This is a genomic window from Robertmurraya dakarensis, from assembly GCF_900156875.1.
GTDB lineage: Bacteria > Bacillota > Bacilli > Bacillales > Cytobacillaceae > Robertmurraya > Robertmurraya dakarensis.
Window position 1 is genome coordinate 1,664,416 of sequence record NZ_LT707409.1, and the last position, 17,431, is coordinate 1,681,846.

General features: G+C 37.7%; 14 protein-coding genes. 1 reads left to right on the forward strand and 13 read right to left on the reverse strand.

All coding sequences use genetic code 11. From position 1 onward, the window contains the following. Nucleotides 1-80 precede the first annotated feature (80 nt). Nucleotides 81-1,238: a CaiB/BaiF CoA transferase family protein gene (locus tag CZ487_RS16840; protein ID WP_077213433.1), complete on the reverse strand. Its 1,158-nt coding sequence runs from the start codon at nucleotides 1,236-1,238 to the stop codon at nucleotides 81-83. Nucleotides 1,239-1,617: 379 nt separating this feature from the next. Between CZ487_RS16840 and CZ487_RS16845 the strand changes: the two genes are divergently transcribed. Next, nucleotides 1,618-2,217, forward strand: a complete 600-nt coding sequence (locus CZ487_RS16845; protein WP_077213434.1) for a TetR/AcrR family transcriptional regulator — start codon at nucleotides 1,618-1,620, stop codon at nucleotides 2,215-2,217. A gap of 54 nt (nucleotides 2,218-2,271) precedes the next feature. Here the strand turns inward: CZ487_RS16845 and CZ487_RS16850 are convergent, their stop codons facing one another. From CZ487_RS16850 to CZ487_RS16905, 12 genes are all read right to left on the reverse strand, one after another. After that, the gene (locus CZ487_RS16850) at nucleotides 2,272-2,775 is read right to left on the reverse strand and encodes a hypothetical protein (RefSeq protein ID WP_077213435.1); all 504 of its coding nucleotides are present in this window, start codon (nucleotides 2,773-2,775) and stop codon (nucleotides 2,272-2,274) included. 99 nt (nucleotides 2,776-2,874) lie between these two features. After that, nucleotides 2,875-3,075 (reverse strand): IDEAL domain-containing protein, encoded by a 201-nt coding sequence (locus CZ487_RS16855; RefSeq protein ID WP_077213436.1) that lies wholly within the window; start codon nucleotides 3,073-3,075, stop codon nucleotides 2,875-2,877. Between the two features lie 149 nt (nucleotides 3,076-3,224). Further along, on the reverse strand, nucleotides 3,225-4,769 hold the full coding sequence (locus CZ487_RS16860; RefSeq protein ID WP_272914208.1) for a class I adenylate-forming enzyme family protein: 1,545 nt from the start codon (nucleotides 4,767-4,769) through the stop codon (nucleotides 3,225-3,227). A gap of 72 nt (nucleotides 4,770-4,841) precedes the next feature. Then, nucleotides 4,842-5,987 (reverse strand): acyl-CoA dehydrogenase family protein, encoded by a 1,146-nt coding sequence (locus CZ487_RS16865; protein WP_077213438.1) that lies wholly within the window; start codon nucleotides 5,985-5,987, stop codon nucleotides 4,842-4,844. 45 nt (nucleotides 5,988-6,032) lie between these two features. Beyond that, nucleotides 6,033-7,523, reverse strand: a complete 1,491-nt coding sequence (locus CZ487_RS16870) for a class I adenylate-forming enzyme family protein (protein ID WP_077213439.1) — start codon at nucleotides 7,521-7,523, stop codon at nucleotides 6,033-6,035. Between the two features lie 196 nt (nucleotides 7,524-7,719). Further along, entirely contained in the window at nucleotides 7,720-8,508 is a 789-nt protein-coding gene (locus CZ487_RS16875; protein WP_139339586.1) for a crotonase/enoyl-CoA hydratase family protein, read from the reverse strand. A 420-nt stretch (nucleotides 8,509-8,928) separates the two neighbouring features. Further along, entirely contained in the window at nucleotides 8,929-10,110 is a 1,182-nt protein-coding gene (locus tag CZ487_RS16880) for a TetR/AcrR family transcriptional regulator (protein ID WP_077213441.1), read from the reverse strand. A gap of 205 nt (nucleotides 10,111-10,315) precedes the next feature. Next, nucleotides 10,316-10,915, reverse strand: a complete 600-nt coding sequence (locus CZ487_RS16885) for a TetR/AcrR family transcriptional regulator (protein WP_077213442.1) — start codon at nucleotides 10,913-10,915, stop codon at nucleotides 10,316-10,318. Between the two features lie 345 nt (nucleotides 10,916-11,260). After that, complete coding sequence (locus tag CZ487_RS16890; protein WP_077215362.1) at nucleotides 11,261-12,376, reverse strand: AbrB family transcriptional regulator; 1,116 nt, start codon at nucleotides 12,374-12,376, stop codon at nucleotides 11,261-11,263. Between the two features lie 176 nt (nucleotides 12,377-12,552). Further along, on the reverse strand, nucleotides 12,553-14,553 hold the full coding sequence (locus CZ487_RS16895) for an acetoacetate--CoA ligase (protein ID WP_139339650.1): 2,001 nt from the start codon (nucleotides 14,551-14,553) through the stop codon (nucleotides 12,553-12,555). A 39-nt stretch (nucleotides 14,554-14,592) separates the two neighbouring features. Further along, a complete protein-coding gene (locus CZ487_RS16900) occupies nucleotides 14,593-16,122 on the reverse strand; it encodes a class I adenylate-forming enzyme family protein (protein ID WP_077213444.1) in 1,530 nt (509 codons plus the stop codon). 96 nt (nucleotides 16,123-16,218) lie between these two features. Continuing rightward, the gene (locus CZ487_RS16905) at nucleotides 16,219-17,364 is read right to left on the reverse strand and encodes an acyl-CoA dehydrogenase family protein (protein ID WP_077213445.1); all 1,146 of its coding nucleotides are present in this window, start codon (nucleotides 17,362-17,364) and stop codon (nucleotides 16,219-16,221) included. Between the last annotated feature and the right edge of the window lie 67 nt (nucleotides 17,365-17,431).

The window sequence follows — 17,431 nt, forward strand, 5'->3', positions numbered from 1 at the left end:
TGTCATCACGATATTTAATTCATTTCTTTGTAATCTAGAAATAGAAGGATGCAAACTGAACTGCATCCTTTTATTGGTTATTAACGTTCGGATGGTTTTAGCACATGCCCTAATTCCTGTAGAATTTCTTCATTATGCTCACCATGACCTGGAGCTTTTCGAACTGTTTTCGCTTGAGTTCTTGATAGCTTAATAGGATTAGCAATCTGTTTAACCACACCAACGCCAGGCTGAGTAACTTCCTCAATCATTTGACGATGCTTGATTTGCGGGTCATTCACCATTTCTTCAACGGTTAAGATTGGCGCTACGCAAGTATCCACTTCATCAAATAACTTGATCCATTCATCTCTAGTTTTCGTTGAAATGATTGCTTGGATCTCTTCTTTCATCTTCAGCTGCTCTTCGTCTGGAGCACCCAGCTTTTCAATTAAGTCTGTACGGCCAATCACTTTACAGAAATCTTTCCAGAATTTAAACTCTAATGCTCCGACAGAGATATATCGATTATCCTTTGTTTCATAATTTTCATAGCATGCTAGTTTTCCATTTAGAACCATTCCACCCCTTTTCGGCAGCTCGTTTGTAGCTAAGTACGCTGGCAGAATTGTTTGCAACCAAGAAACAGCTCCATCTAGCATTGAAATGTCAACAAATTGACCTTTACCTGAGTTTTTGGCTTCAATGATGGCTACTAGGACGCCAATTGTACCCATTAATGCTCCGCCGCCAAGATCAGCGATTTGTACAGAAGAGTTGATGGGCTTGCCATTTTGCTCACCTTGTAATCCTAATAAACCAGCATAGCTAAGGTAGTTTGTATCATGTCCAGGCTTATCTACATAAGGGCCCGTTTGCCCATAACCTGTAATTGCGCAATAAATTAATTTTGGATTATGCTTTTTTAATTCCTCATAACCTACACCTAGACGATCCATGACTCCTGGTCTGAAAGATTCAATTAGTACATCTGCTGTTTTGACTAAATCAATAAACACTTCCTTTTGTTCCTCTGATTTAAGGTCTAGACTAACACTGCGTTTGTTTCGGTTTAGAGAATGGAACATAGCACTCATTCCAGCTACACTCGGCTCACCCAAGCGTGTATAATCACCTTGGTTGGTATCTTCTACTTTAATTACATCTGCTCCAAAATCAGCGAGCATCATTGTGCAGTAGGGTCCTGGTAAAAGTCTTGTTAAATCTAAAACACGAATTCCTTCTAATGGCATTGACATATCCTTCATCTCCTTGAATAATAATAAATAGAATGTAATCGTTTTCTTAATAATATCAATTATCTGACTATTTTACAAAGGATTTATTTTTCAAACGCAAATTCAATTAAACATTCCTATTTAATAGATTAGTAAAACCCCCATAGATAACCTTTATTCTCATCTTTTTTTGGAAAATAGCCAAACTCTTATATTTATATGCACAAATATTGAAGAAGTATGCCATAATAGTTTTAAATAAAATAACAACATTCAATTTTAGTCTATTTACTTTTTAATTAGGACTTTTGCAGCTTCTTTTAACTTGCAAAATGTTATTATAAAATAAAATTAGCCGAGAACTCTGATCGAAAGAGTACTCTTATTAGGAGGAAGGATATTGTCATCTCTTCGTGAACAAAAAATTGCAAAGAAAAAGGCGGAAATATTACGTTCAGCAGCTACCGTTTTCGCTGAAAAAGGATATCATGGAACAACCATGGAGGAGGTAGCCGCAAAACTTTTAATGACAAAAGGATCAATGTATTACTATTTTAAGAATAAAGATGATCTGCTTTTCCATTGTAATAAAATGGTAATGGATATCAGCATTCAAACCATTCAAGATATTATTGATAGTGATCAGAGTCCAACCGAAAAGCTTGAAAAAGCGATCAAAGCACATATTAAATTTGCAACAAGCGAAAAATCGATGTTTATGGTAATGGACAAACCTAACCAAAATTTTTTAGATGATTATTTACCTGAAATACTTGAGTTAAGATCTCAATATGATAAGTGTTTCGATCAGATTCTGGTTGAAGGAATCGAGAAAGATGAATTCGATAAAGTTGATACCAAAATGATCCGCATGATTATTCTTGGAGCATTAAACTGGATACAGCAATGGTATAAGCCTGAAGGCCAACTGTCAGGTGAAGAAATATCTGAAGCATTTGCAGCTTATTTATTAAAAATGGTGGATAAACCACAAAACTAGCAAAGTGAGTAAAGGCACCTCAGCATTAGGCTGGGGTGCCTGTTTTTAGCAAATTTACGTTCCACTCTTGCTAAGAGGGGCAGGATTAAAATCAAGCATTGTAAGTATCTGATCAACCGATTTAGTAAAACTGAAAAAATAAGGTCTGTTTTCATCGTTCACGACCATCATATGTGGGTTTTCATATTCCGGGAAAATCAGAATAACTTCATTAACGAGATCATCAAAGTAATCATTTTTAAGTGGTATTGCCTTATCTAAAGGAATTTTAACCATATATCCTTTATGTGGAATAGGTTCAAATGCCCGATAAATATCAGTAATGGAATTCAATAAAAGTTCAACTTGTTTTTCAATCTCCAAATTTGAAGGGACAGATTGGATTACTTTCCCTTTCTGAATGTCAAAAATCTCAATCTCGTTTTCAGATTGCGCATGAATAGTGTGAGGAATACTAATAATGGAAAGGACCATAACTAAGCTAATTATCGAACGCAATTTCATCACCTCAACCTTACTATGCCCAAATAGGAAGAATGCAATGAATTTAACAACCACGGGGTGCCTTCCATTAGTAAACAAATAAGACAGCCTGTATCCAAACCGGATCAGACTGCCTTACCATTACATAATTTGAACTTTTTAATAAATTAAACGTTAGAAACAAGAAATGCGTTTTAACTCCCCAGTTAGACGAAGGAACTCTTCCTTATTCCTCTCTTGTAAGGATTTGTCGATTTCCTTTCGCAACTTTTCTTTTTGATATTCAAGCAGGGACTTGTTTAATACCTTCTCAGCCATTAATGCCAACTCTTCTTCGCTCAATTTCTTCGCTGATTTGATCAAATCCTTTTCCATTGGAAATCAACTCCTTAACCTTTTTTTGATTATAACACGAATTTTTTGACAATTCAAATGTTTTATTATATTGGCAAAACGAATTTTCTACAAAAAATTCACTTTATTTAGACACATTTGGTAAAAAAACCCAGAGATATCCCTGGGAATTAGTTAACTGTCTTTTCACGAAAGCGCTCTCTGAGCTGATACTTTAATATTTTTCCTGAAGTATTTCTCGGCAGTTCGTCGATCTCATAAAAGACTCTTGGTACTTTATATCCAGCAAGCTCTTCACGGCAGAATTGCTGAAGCTCATCATGATTTAATTTCTTCCCTACCTTAGGGACAACAACTGCAGCTACAGTCTCACCCCATACTTCATGAGGAACACCAATTACAGCCGCTTCTAAAATATCAGAGTGTTTATATAAAACATGTTCAACTTCTGTGGAATAGACATTTTCTCCACCAGAAATAATCATATCTTTTTTCCGGTCAACTAGAGTAATAAAACCTTCTTCATCAATCGTCGCTAGGTCTCCTGTATGAAGCCAGCCATTTTTTAGCGTCTTTTTCGTTTCTTCAGGGTTTTTGTAGTAACCCTTCATTACGGACTCAGCCCGAATAATAAACTCTCCGACTTCACCCGGCTTCACGTCTTCTCCATTTTCATCTACAATTCTTGCATCTGTTCCATGGCTTGCCCGCCCTGATGCTCCGAGTTTGTGTTTATGCTCTTCTGGGGTAAGGAATACTCCTCCAGGTCCACCTTCTGTTTGACCGCACATGTTAAAGAATTGGTCTGTGCTGAACATTTCCATTGCCTGCTTTAATAAAGCAACAGGCATCGGGGCAGCACCGTATCCACAGCGTGTCACACTAGTTAAATCATACTGTTCGCGATTCGGAACCTGCAGCAGGAAGTTATACATTGTCGGAACACCAAAGAATAAACTTATTTTATGTTGGTCAATATCCTTTAACGTTTGAACAGGATTAAATTCCTGTCGTATGATATTTTTACACCCGAGCATTGTGCCCGTAACTAGGAAAAGATTCAATTGGGCACAATGGAATAATGGAGCTAAATGCAGAAGATTATCTTCTGGCCCCATTTTGAACATAATGATTGTGCCTAGAGCTACATGAAGAACGCGGTGGTGGTCCAGAACGACACCTTTTGGTAACCCTGTTGTTCCAGAAGTATAGAGGATCTCTGCATCATCTTCTTCTAATACTTCTACGTCTGGGTTCTCTACATTTGAACTTCGAAATTCAGATATGAGCATCTGATTTTCCATCTTCTTTGAACCTATTACTACTTGAAGCTGTACTTTTTCATTCCCATCTGCCGCTTTTTGCACAGTAGCCGCTAGGTCCTCATCCGCAAACACAATCATCGAATCAGAATTATTAAGAATGAAACTTGCTTCCTTAGGAGTTAAGCGAAAATTGACTGGCACGGCCACTCCACCTGCTTTTAAAATGGCATAATAAACAAAAGCAAATTGGTCAGAGTTTTTCATCATTAACGCAATTTTGTCACCCTTTTTGACGCCATATGCAACTAGAGCATTAGCAATACGATTTACTTCTTCATTATATTCTTTAAATGAATGCACTTTATCTTCAAATATAATCGCTGTCTTTTTTGAATTATTGCGGGCATTTCTTTCTAACGATTCTATTAAATTCATATAAACTTCCTCCATTCACTCTCACACATTACAGTGGTAATTAGGAGCTAGTTCGAGAAAACCTAACTCAAACTAACTCCTAAATTTTTATAAACCCATATTTTTTGCGATAATCGTTTTCATGATTTCATTTGTACCAGCATAAATTGAACCTACTGCCACATCACGGTATCTTCTTGCAATCTCATATTCTTCCATATAGCCGAAGCCGCCATGAAGCTGCATACAGTCATTAGCAACACTTTTTGCTAAATCTGTAAGCCACCACTTTGCCATGGACACTTCATTTACAACATTTTCCTTCGCCATATGTCCAGTAATCAACCGATCAACAAACGTTTCCCCAATTTTAATTTTTGTAGCCATTTCAGCAATTTTAAATTGTGTATTTTGGAATTTACTGATTGGCTGCCCAAAAGCTGTACGCTGTTTGACGTAATCAATGGTGATATCAAGCATATGCTTACATGCTGTAATACTGCCGATTGCAAGCATCAAACGTTCTTGCTGAAGCTTCTGCATCAAATAATAGAAGCCTTTTCCTTCTTCTCCAATTAAATTTTCTTTCGGCACGATCGCATCTTCAAAAATCAATTCAGCTGTATCGTTAGAATGCTGCCCCATTTTACGAAGTTTTTTTCCTTTCCTAAACCCAGGGGTACCTTCTTCAACCACAATTAAACTGATTCCCTTATGTTTCGGGACTGCATTTGGGTCCGTTACACAAACCACAATGACAAAGTTAGCTGAGTAACCATTCGTAATGAACGTCTTCTCTCCATTAATTACATAGCTATCTCCGTCTTTACGTGCAGTTGTTTTTACTCCTGCCAAGTCAGAACCAGTTCCAGGTTCTGTCATCGCAATCGCAGAAATCATCTCGCCGCTGACTGCTTTTGGGAGCCATCTTTGTTTTTGCTCTTCTGAAGCGAACTCATCGATATATGGAATAACAATGTCATTGTGTAGTCCCATACCTCCAGCACCTGCACCCACTTTATCAAGTTCTTCTGTAATAACAACAGAATAGCCGAAGTCGGCATTTGAGCCGCCATACTTTTCATCAACCCACGGACATAAGAATCCTTGTTCCCCCGCTTTTTTCCAGAATGATTTCGGTACTTGTTTTGCTTCTTCCCATTCCTCAAAATATGGATAAGCTTCAATCTCTAGGAATTTACGAAAAGCTTTTCTGAAAATTTCATGTTCCTCAGTAAGATATGGTTTTGACATAAGTTTATCTCCTTCATTTGTAATTTTATTAATATTCAAAAAATTTTACTTATTTTTAAGCGGTGCTTTTAAAATCTTTCCAGTTGCATTTTTTGGCAGTTCATCTAAGAAATAAATCTTTCTTGGAACTTTATAGTGTGCTAAATTTTCTTTGCAATAAGCAATGATTTCTTCTGCAGTCGTTACTTGCTTTACCACTACATATGCAGCGATTTCCTCTCCGAATGTCTGATCCGCTTCACCGAGGACAGCACATTCCACAATGTCTGGGTGGCCATATAACACCTCTTCTACTTCACGAGGATACACATTATAGCCTCCACGGATGATCATATCTTTTTTACGGTCAACAATATAGAGAAGTCCTCTTTCATCCTGTCTTCCGAGGTCACCCGTGTACACCCAGCCATCCTTAATTGTACTTTTCGTTTCTTCTTCCTTTTTATAGTAGCCTTTCATTGCGTTTGGCCCTTTGAAGATAATTTCGCCTACCTCGCCCACAGGAACTTCTCTATCATTTGGGTCAACAATTTTTAAATCTAATCCTGGAAGCGGGAGTCCTACCGATCCGTGTACTTTTTCTACACCCGGAGGGAAACAGCTGATCATGACAGTGCTTTCTGTTTGTCCATATCCTTCCCCGATATCCACACCCATGGTTTTATTGACTTTTTCGAGAATTTCAACCGGCAAGGAAGCTCCTCCGCAGCCAGCAACTCTTAATTGAGTAAAATCCAATTCATTAATTTGAGGAAGATTTACAAACATCGTATACATCGTTGGAACTCCAAGGAAAATGGTTATTTTCTCATTAGCAATTTTTTCTAATATAACGTTTGGAATAAAGCGTTCCTCTAAATAGATAGTAGAACCTGTGTAAACACTGTTTAACAAGCCTTGAATTTTTGCATAGGCATGGAATAGCGGCAGAACAACAAGAACACGATCTTCACTTGTCATTTCTAGGAGGCCAGCGGCAGTTTTTGTCATCCATTCCATATTTCCATGCGTGATGAGAGCACCCTTTGGCTTACCCGTTGTACCCGAGGTATAGATAATTTGTGCATGATCTTCTTCCTTTTTAGGAACAATGAAGTAATCCGCTGCTTCTCCATCGACTTCTCCCCAAGTAACGCAAGAATCCGCAGGCTTTAGCGAGAAGATGGTTTTAACGCTTGATAAATTACTCTGAGCCTTTTGAATTTCAATTAATCCAACTTCGTCAACGATTACCGCTTCTGCTTCTGAATCATTGAGGATATAAGTGATTTCCTTCTCCTTATAAGTTGGATTGATTGGAATGACAGTTGCACCTACTGACAATAAAGCAAAGTAAGAAATAATATACTCTGGTTTATTCGCGACCATCAAACCAACATGAGAATTGTTTTGAATTCCATATTGTCTAAACCCCACAGCTTTTTGTTTCACTTTTTGAGACAGTTCTTGATAGGTGATCATTTCATCCTTAAAGACAATTACTGGATGTTTTGGACGATCTTGAGCAGAATTAAGTAACAGTTGAGCAATATTCACTTTTATCCCTCCTTTAGTTAAGCTGGTTCAGTTTTAAACTATTAATCTATGAATTTAAAGCGCTTACATTAACAGATTAAGTCTACTCTCATGATTAACATGAGGATAACTTTGAAGGAGAAGATTCCAAAAACAACCGTATAGTAGTTCATTGCTTTTGGAATCAATTTTTCACATTAGCTGGATGATACTTGATTTACTTCCCAGTCCAATTTGGCTTGCGTTTTTGAGCAAATGCCGTAGGACCTTCTTTCGCATCATCACTGCTAAATACTTCAGCAGTAAGCTGGTCGTTGAAGTTCCAAGCTTCTGGTGGAAAGCTGATCGTTGAATCAAGTCCGCGATAAACGATTTCCTTGCTGGCTTTTACAGCTAGCGGTGCATTTTCACAGATTTCTTCTGCTAGTTTAATAGCTGCTTCAAGTACTTCTTCATGTGGAACAACTTCATTAACAAGACCCCATTGTTTAGCTTCTGCAGCAGTAATAGGATTACCCGTAAGAATAGCTCGCATTGCAACTTTCTGAGGAATTTGTCTTGGAAGACGCAATAACCCTCCAGCAGCAGCAATCAGGCCGCGTTTTACTTCAGGCAGACCAAATGAAGCTCTTTCTGAGGCAACGATTAAGTCACATGCTAATGCAATTTCTGATCCTCCACCAAGTGCAAATCCATTAACAGCTGCGATAACTGGTTTTGCGACATTATTTCGAACAATCCCTGCAAAGCCCCATTCTTTCATCTCATCTGTTGTTTTGATTCCGCCAGCAGCGATTTCTTTTAAATCTGCACCTGCAGAAAACGCTTTTTCTCCTGCACCAGTTAGTACAGCTACCCAAAGATCTGGATCCTGGTCGAACTCTTTCAAAGCTGTTCCTGTTTCAAGCCATAGCTGGCTATTTACTGAGTTCATAGCTTCTGGTCTATTAAATGTAATAATGGCGATATTGCCTCTTTTTTCAAATTTAATTGCTTCGAAATTCATATCAATTCTCCTCCATTTCATGATCAAAAAAAGTAATTAGTGAAGTTGAATACTCCTCCGATTGAAAGTAATGATTCTAGTCAGTATCACATTTTTGCAAATATGTATAACAAAGAGGATTTCTGTTAGTATACTATTACTATCTCGTAGACTCATTGATTCTTAAAATCAATTAGAGATTCAATAGTACTAAGGTAACACCACATGATTAACAGAAAACTGAAGAACCATATTTATTTTAATTATTTCAATTTTACAGAATATTCACTATATAACAATTATAAATTGCATGTTAACAACATACAACTAACAATATTTTATAGAATGTTCGTTACTATACATTTATATAGTGTTTTGTAAAAAAACATGCGTAATTAATTCAATTTTTTAACACCAATTTAAAAATATCAAGAATAGTATTTAAAGAAAGCCCCGATCCCCTGAACGTTCACTTAGGATCAGCGCCATTTGCTTGGCCATATACTCGGAGTTATGGACCATGCCACTTCTTACCCAATATGAAATCATCCCGATCATCTCAAACGTTATATATTCAACATAGACATCCCGATTTACTGTATAAGATTCAAACTCTGGAACCAATAACTCCACCTTTTTATAAAAATAAACTCTCAGCTGGCCTCTTAGCTGTGCTAAAAAGCCTGGTACTGTTCTACCTGAAAACATCACTTTAAAGAAGAACGCTTGATCTTCTACATAATTAAATATTGGCTGAATTGAGTCTTGTATTTTCTTTCCTTCCAATGGTATTTTCATTTCCATGGATTGAATTAAATGCAATATCTTTTCATCTATCATTTCGGCAGCTAAATCTTGCTTGCTTTTATAATGTGCATAGAATGTTGCACGATTATAATTTCCTGTTCTACATATATCAGTGATTGTTATTGATTCAAAGCCTTTCTGTTGTATTAACGAAAGTAGAGCATCTTTTAAATTTTGTTTCGTTCGCTGCACCCTGCGGTCTTCTTTACTACATACACTTAACTTCTCTTCGGTCCCTTTTAGGGTAAATAAACGTTGAGGATTTTCATTCAACACGATCTTAACTTGGTTTGCTATATAATCAGGCGAGTCTATCATTCCACTTTTGATCCAGTAAGAAATCATCCCTAAGGTTGCTGAAGTAATATACTTTCGATATAGTGTTAAATCAACGTCAGCACCGCAAGAAAGAATGATATGTTGATAGATCTCTTCTATTGTATTAATGAAAAGAGGAATAAATCCTGGCACTCTTCTTTCACTTAACATCGTTTCAAAGAATAACGAATGTTCTTGAATATAAGTTAACATTACCATCATAACAGGAGGCTGTTCGGAATGATCTTTCGCAGAATCTGAAAATGCCCTTTTCAGAACACTTTCACGAAATCCCTCTAATGTATCATTGATAACGTCATCCAATAATTCATATTTATCATGATAATGTCCATAAAAAGTGACGCGGTTGACTTCTGCATACTTTGATATTTCCGTTAAAGTGATATCTTCAAATCTGTAATCGCGAAGCAGATATAAAAGGGCTTTCCTGAAACGAGCTCTTGTTTTGACTTTTCGTTGATCCATTTTCGTAACCATTTTATCACCTCTTTTTCAATTAAAAATCTTGCTTTCACAGTAATTTGAACTTAAATTTAATATTTGACAAAAATAAATAATCTCCTGCCTTCTCACTAGATTAGTGAGAATTTAGGCATAAAAAATGATTAAGCAGCACTTTGTCAATCCCTGCTTAACCATTTTTCGAACATCGCTAAATACTTCGTTATTTTTCATTTGAAGATCATAGTAATACTCCCTGCATGACAAAAGCATTAAAATGTTTTGAAATCTCATCAAAATTATAACCTTCATTTGGGGTATACCATCTTTGCATATAATTGTAAACTCCAAATATGGCAAATGTCATCAGTTTTGGATCTAAATCCTTACGGAACTCGTTCTTTTCGATTCCTTCAATGATAATGTTACGGAAAAGCTGATCTATCTCATCACCGAGTGCTGCTATTTCATCGCCAAATTCAGATTTGAACCATTCAATTGAGATCCACACAAATAACTCACTTTGATAGCGTTTAAAACCATTCATATGGTTTAATAACGCCTTTTCAAGTTTGCGTGAAGGGGAATCTTTAGACTTGACAATGTTCTTTAAGTTCAGTGTCATCTCTGTTAGTGGTCTCTCCACTACAGCAAATAATAGATCTTCTTTTTTATCGATATAATAATAGAGACTTCCCTTAAGGATTCCTACCTCAGAAGCAATATCTTCCAATGTCGCCTCCTTGTAGCCTTTTTCACGAAAAATTTTTGCAGCAGCATCAATAATTTTCATATATCTTTCACTTGATCTCTTCGATGCTTTCCTAGCATTTTTTCCCAAAATAAGTTCTCCTTCCCATCACCATTGTCAGTGGGAGTACCATTTTGATTAGTCAAAGCTGTATGATTCTATAACGAAATAATTTGATTTATTCTGTTCTAACGTTTGTTTGATATCTATTATATCAACTTAGTAAAGCGTTTTCAATCATGTTTTTTAAATTTTCTGAAAATTATATAAGTTTTTCATCCTTCTATCTCTTAAATGACGATCTTGATGCCCGTCAGAGTTAGTCTTATTAAAATATTTAAAGATAGAAGAGTGTATTCTTCTCCAAAATATCTAGGTTTGATCTAAGTTCATGGCTTTGAAAGTCATCCTTTCAAAGCCTCTTATCTATTCACTCTAGCTAGAACTTCTTTTGGATTCTACAGTTTGTCTGTTTACTAAATAGCCAATAAATACTCTTAAAAAGGGAGGAACTACAAAAAAGATAAAGAACAATCTAAACAGCTGAAAACCAGCCACTATTGAAAGATCTGCATGTATCTCGGCAGCAATAATCCCCATTTGGTCCATCCCGCCTGGTGCTAGGCTTAAAAGACTGGTCGCAGCAGATAACTCCTTTCCATGTGCGAGAATCCAGCTTAGCGCAAAGGAACCAAGCAGTAGAAACAAACCGCTCATAAAGGCCAATCCAGTCATTTCGAGTTTTTTATCAATTTTATCAGGTTTAATTAATAATCCAATATATGTACCAAGCATAAATTGTGAGGTATCTAATATCAACGAAGGAAGCGGAGGTCCTTGATAACCGACTAAACCCAAGAAAGCAGCAGCAAAAATAGGGCCCACTAGGAACGGAGTTGGTAGCTTCCATTTTTTGAAAAGATGGATAGCAGCTGCAATAACAGGAATAAAAAATAGTAAATCCGGAAACAGGTCAACAACTTTAACTGTCGGAGAGTGGATTGGCGAATCACCGCCCTGCTCTACCCCTATAATTGGTGAAAAAACAAGCATTGGGACAAACAGGATGATCATCATTAACCTCGATACTTGAAGAAAGGTTACAACAGACACATTGATTCCTTTTATCTCCTCCGCTAACAGTACCATTTGCGAGAGACCGCCGGGAATACTGCCTATCAGTATAGTAGGATAGTCAATGCCCGATATTTTTGAAACAACCCAAGCTAGTGCAAAACAAAAAGCAATAATCAAAATCGTCATCAAAAAGATTAATGGCAGCTGCTGCAGAATTAAAATAAGCGCATCTTTCGTGAAAGACAAACCTATCGAGTATCCTACAACAATAATCGCAATATCACGTAATATCCTCGGCCAATATAAATCATGAACAAATCTACCCCCAACTAAAACTGCTAACAGCGGTCCCAGAAGCCACGGAATAGGCAGATGAGTGAGCAAAGCCAAACTTACCCCTAAAAGGGCAATAGCTGCTGTCTTTAAAATTGGGATAATTTTAGCTGTTGGAATACTTGTTAATTTCTTCCTCATACCTAACAACCTTTTCTAATTGTGCCAACATAAGCTGCCCCCTAAGCTAATCTTTAAGGTACATTATACACTTTGTGGCAGAGAATGGTAAATTCTATGCTAATGAGGGGGATCTTAAAAGAAACGCAGTTAAAAAAAGAGACAAAATCATCATGACTTTATCTCTTTTATAACGTTTAAAATAGTTTTTCCCTGTTCTTTTCATTCATTTTGTTTGCGAGTTCCACAAAGAATGGAAGTGATTCAGGATTACTCATTGAATCAGGATTAATGACTTTTTCCATCTCAAATCCAAGCAGTAATTTACGAATCGGAACCTCCATTTTCTTTCCGTTGAGCGTCTTAGGTATATCATTTACTTGATAGATTTTATCAGGCATGAAACGAGGTGAAATTTCTGCTCTGATTTTCTCTCTTATCGATTTTTCCAACTCGTCATTTAATGTAATTCCATCCTTTAGAACGACGAATAAGATGAGAGATGTTTCACGGCCAAGCACTTCAAGGTCAATGACCAGACCTTCCATAACATCTTCGATTCCTTCAACAATGCGATAAATGTCGCTCGTACCCATTCGCACACCAGATCTGTTGATAGTAGAGTCAGATCTTCCGTAAATGACACAGCTGCCGTTTTCACTGATTCTAATCCAATCTCCATGCTTCCAAACATTTGGGTACGTGTCGTAATAACTATTAAAATATCGTTTATTTTCATGGTCATTCCAAAAGTATAACGGCATGGACGGCATCGGTTTGGTAATAACGAGCTCTCCTACTTCATTAACTAGAGAATTGCCTTGTTCATCAAAAGCCTCAGCATGAACACCAAGCATCCTTCCTTGAATTTCACCTATTCTTACTGGAAAAAACGGAACTCCTCCCACAAACCCAGTACATACATCAGTACCACCGCTGGAAGAGCTGAGCCAAAGATCCTCTTTTATATTTTCATAGACCCAGCGGAATCCGTCCTCTGTTAACGGAGCACCAGTTGAACCAATTCCTCTTAACGTCGATAAATCATATTTTTCCTTTGGCTTTACTCCAGCTTTTAAAGAATTGATCAGGAAAGGGGCGCTTGTCCCGAAATCCGTAATTCCTACGTCCTCTACTAAATCCCAAAGCACTTCCATGTCGGGGTAACCGGGACTGCCATCATATAAAACGATTGAAGAACCTGTAATCAAGCTTCCTACTAATAAATTCCACATTACCCAGCCAGTCGTAGTAAACTGAAAGGTGATTTGATCTGGTGTTGAGTTTTTATGGAGTTTCATCGTTTTTAAATGTTCGACTAACATCCCGCCATGTCCATGAACAATTGGTTTCGGCATGCCGGTTGTGCCCGATGAATAGACAATCCATAACGGATGATCGAACGGAAGGCTCTCAAAAGACAACTCTGCCTCTTGAGCCACTAATTCATCCCATGAATGAACATGGTCAAGCTTCACATCAAGTTCATCTTTTTCAACATAGTTTACGAGGATGGTATGTTTCAGCGTACCTCGCAGGTCTTTTTGCAGCTGTGCAACAACTTCACTTTTATCAAATGTCTTGCCATTATAGTGATAGCCATCAACAGCGAATAATACGACAGGGTCAATCTGCTTAAAGCGGTCTACTACACTTCTTGCACCGAAGTCAGGTGAACAGCTGGACCAAATGGCACCGATGCTCGCGGATGCCAAAAAAGCAATAACCGTTTCCGGAATATTCGGCATATAAGAAGCAACACGATCTCCCGGCTTGACACCCAGCTCTTTTAAAGAACGTGCTAGTGCAGCTACCTTCTTTTCTAACTCATTCCAGCTGATCTCTTTCCGTCTGATTTTTTCAGAACGAAAATAGATCGCGGTTTTGTCACCTTGGTTATTCTTAAGAATATTCTCTGCATAATTAAGCCTAGATCCTGTAAACCATTTAGCACCAGGCATTTGTCTGCTTTCTAACACCTGATCATACTTTCGAAAAGCCTTTACCTCACAAAAATCCCACACAGTTGCCCAAAACTCTTCTAATTCATTAACTGACCATTTCCACAACTCATTGTAATCTGTAAATGTTAAACCTTTTGTTTCTTTAAGCCAATTCATATAGCGATAGAGAATCGTATTCTCGATGTCAGACTGAGATGGAGCCCAAATCACTTCACCTTCTGTTTTTGAATTCATCATTAACTCCCCTTCCCTTCTATATCTCATTTTTTTCTATTAATTAACAGCCATTTCTTGATATTGCTGTCTTAGTTGATATTTCAAAACCTTACCTGATGCATTACGAGGTAATTCGTCGATTTCATAGATCACGCGAGGAATTTTATAGCCTGCAAGTTGTTGCCGGCAAAAATGCTGAAGTTCTTCATGATCAATTTTCTTACCATCTTTTGGAACGATAATAGCAGCGACTGTCTCCCCCCATACTTCGTGCGGTACACCAATTACAGCGGCTTCAAGGATGTCCGGATGCTTATAAAGCGTATGTTCAACTTCATTTGAATAGACATTTTCCCCGCCCGAAATAATCATATCCTTCTTCCTGTCAACAAGTGTCATGAAACCCTCTTCATCGATTTGTGCTAAATCACCCGTATGAAGCCAGCCATCGCGGAGTGCTTTTTTCGTTTCTTCTGGTTTTTTGTAGTACTCCTTCATCATACTTTCACCCTTGATGATCAACTCTCCAACTTCTCCGGGTTTAACATCCTCACCATTTTCATCTACCACTCTCGCATCAAAGAAATTATTTGGCCTTCCTGATGCACCAAGCTTTGTCTTATGGTCTTCAGGTGAAAGAGATATGCCCCCTGGACCACCTTCTGTTAATCCGCACATATTCCAAAACTGGTCCGTTTTGAACATTTTCATTACTTGCTGCAGTAACGCTACCGGCATCGGTGCTGCACCGTACCCGCATAACCTTATACTCGATAAATCATATTTTTCCCAATCTTGAACTTGCAGCAAATAGTTATACATGGTTGGAACCCCAAAGAACAAGGTAATTTTATACTTTTCAATTTCTCTTAGAGTCTGCTCAGCATTAAATTCTTGGTGAATGATTTGCGTGCATCCTAAGAAAGTTGCCGTATTCAAGTAGATATTTAATTGCGCTGAGTGAAATAAAGGGGCGATATGAAATAAATTGTCATGTTGATCCATTTTATAGCGAACCATTGCACTAAAGCCTACATGCAAGATACGGTGGTGATCGAGAACAACGCCTTTTGGCAAACCAGTTGTCCCGGAAGTATATAGAATTTCTGCATCATCTGTTTCCACGACACCTGCATTTGGGTTGTCAATAGAGGAACTTTTAAATTCTGATAGTAAGACTTGATTGTCTTTCTTTATACAACCGACAATGACCTGAAGCTGTATTTTCTCGTTACCACCTGCTGCTCCCGAAACGATGTCAGCTAAATCTTCATCAGCGAAGATCAAGACCGAATCGGAATCATCAATGATATATCTTGCTTCATGTGAGGTCAGCCGGAAATTAATCGGAACCGCTACGCCTCCAGCCTTTAAAATAGCAAAATATACAAATGCAAACTGATCAGAGTTCTTCATCATGAGAGAGACCTTGTCCCCTTTCTTGATCCCAAACTTGATCAATGCATGTGCAATAGAGTTGACTTGTTGATTATATTCACCGTAGGTATATTCTTTATCTTTAAAAATAATAGCCGTTTTCCCGGGGTTGTTCCGGGCATTTCTTTCTAGTCCATCAAATAAATTCATTTCTTGCAACTCCTTATCATGTAAGTATCACCATGCAGCCAAGGGTACATTAAGAACAGTGCATCCTGTTCCTAAATCCCCACTTATGAAAAAAGTTTATAGAGATAAATTTTTAGCGATAATTTGCTTCATAATCTCATTTGTACCTGCATAGATCGAGAAGACAGCAACATCACGATATCTTCTAGCAATCTCATATTCTTCCATATATCCGTATCCACCATGAAGCTGCATACATTCTGTAGCGACAGTTTGAAGCATATCGGTTGTCCACCACTTCGCCATTGACACTTCATTGACGACATTCTTTTTCGCCATATGATCGGTAATTAATTGATCAACAAAGGTTTCACCAATTTTAATTTGCGTAGCCATCTCAGCTATTTTAAATTGAGTATTCTGAAATTTGCTGATCGGTTTGCCAAAAGCAGTTCTTTGCTTAATATAATCGAGCGTAAGCTCAAGCATTTTTTTCGCACTCGCAATCGCATTGATCGCCACAACCAGACGCTCTTGCTGCAGCTTTTGCATTAAATAATAAAAGCCTTTTCCTTCTTGACCAATTAAATTCTCCTGTGGAACAACGGCATCTTCAAAAATCAACTCGGCCGTGTCATTAGCATGCTGTCCTACTTTACGCAGCTTTTTCCCCTTCCTAAATCCTGGCGTTCCTTCCTCTACCACAATAAGGCTGATTCCCTTATGACGAGGCTTAGCGTTTGGATCTGTGACGCAGACAACCACAACAAAGTTAGCTGAATATCCGTTTGTAATAAATGTTTTTTCACCGTTTATAACATAGTGGTCACCCTTTTTTTGTGCGGTTGTTTTCACCGCCGCTAAATCTGAACCAGTCCCAGGCTCTGTCATCGCAATGGCAGAGATCATCTCTCCACTGATGGCTTTCGGCAGCCACTTTGCCTTTTGTTCTTCTGACCCAAATTCATCAATATATGGAATAACAATGTCATTATGTAAACCGATTCCCCCGAGGCCGCTTCCAATTTTTTCGATTTCTTCCGACATCACTACAGAATATCCAAAGTCTGCATTAAAACCACCATATTTCTCATCTACCCATGGGCATAAAAAACCTTGTTCCCCAGCTTTCTTCCAAAATGATTTCGGAACTTGTTTTGCCTTTTCCCACTCCTCATAATAAGGAACAGCATTTTGTTCAAGGAATTTCTGAAATGATTTTCGGAAAATTTCATGTTCTTCACTTAGATAGGCTTTTGTCATATCTCCCACTCCTTCAAAATTGGTTTACTTCAAATGAATCTAGGAGGATGGGGTTCATCCTCCTAGA

What these genes read in the sequence shown, in the direction of transcription:
- CZ487_RS16840 (WP_077213433.1), bottom strand. Translation starts at nt 1,238, where the DNA reads ATGTCAATGCCATTAGAAGGAATTCGTGTTTTAGATTTAACAAGACTT.
- CZ487_RS16855 (WP_077213436.1), bottom strand. Translation starts at nt 3,075, where the DNA reads ATGGAAAAGGATTTGATCAAATCAGCGAAGAAATTGAGCGAAGAAGAG.
- CZ487_RS16860 (WP_272914208.1), bottom strand. Translation starts at nt 4,769, where the DNA reads ATGGAGGAAGTTTATATGAATTTAATAGAATCGTTAGAAAGAAATGCC.
- CZ487_RS16865 (WP_077213438.1), bottom strand. Translation starts at nt 5,987, where the DNA reads ATGTCAAAACCATATCTTACTGAGGAACATGAAATTTTCAGAAAAGCT.
- CZ487_RS16875 (WP_139339586.1), bottom strand. Translation starts at nt 8,508, where the DNA reads ATGAATTTCGAAGCAATTAAATTTGAAAAAAGAGGCAATATCGCCATT.
- CZ487_RS16880 (WP_077213441.1), bottom strand. Translation starts at nt 10,110, where the DNA reads ATGGTTACGAAAATGGATCAACGAAAAGTCAAAACAAGAGCTCGTTTC.
- CZ487_RS16890 (WP_077215362.1), bottom strand. Translation starts at nt 12,376, where the DNA reads ATGAGGAAGAAATTAACAAGTATTCCAACAGCTAAAATTATCCCAATT.
- CZ487_RS16895 (WP_139339650.1), bottom strand. Translation starts at nt 14,553, where the DNA reads ATGAATTCAAAAACAGAAGGTGAAGTGATTTGGGCTCCATCTCAGTCT.
- CZ487_RS16900 (WP_077213444.1), bottom strand. Translation starts at nt 16,122, where the DNA reads ATGAATTTATTTGATGGACTAGAAAGAAATGCCCGGAACAACCCCGGG.
- CZ487_RS16905 (WP_077213445.1), bottom strand. Translation starts at nt 17,364, where the DNA reads ATGACAAAAGCCTATCTAAGTGAAGAACATGAAATTTTCCGAAAATCA.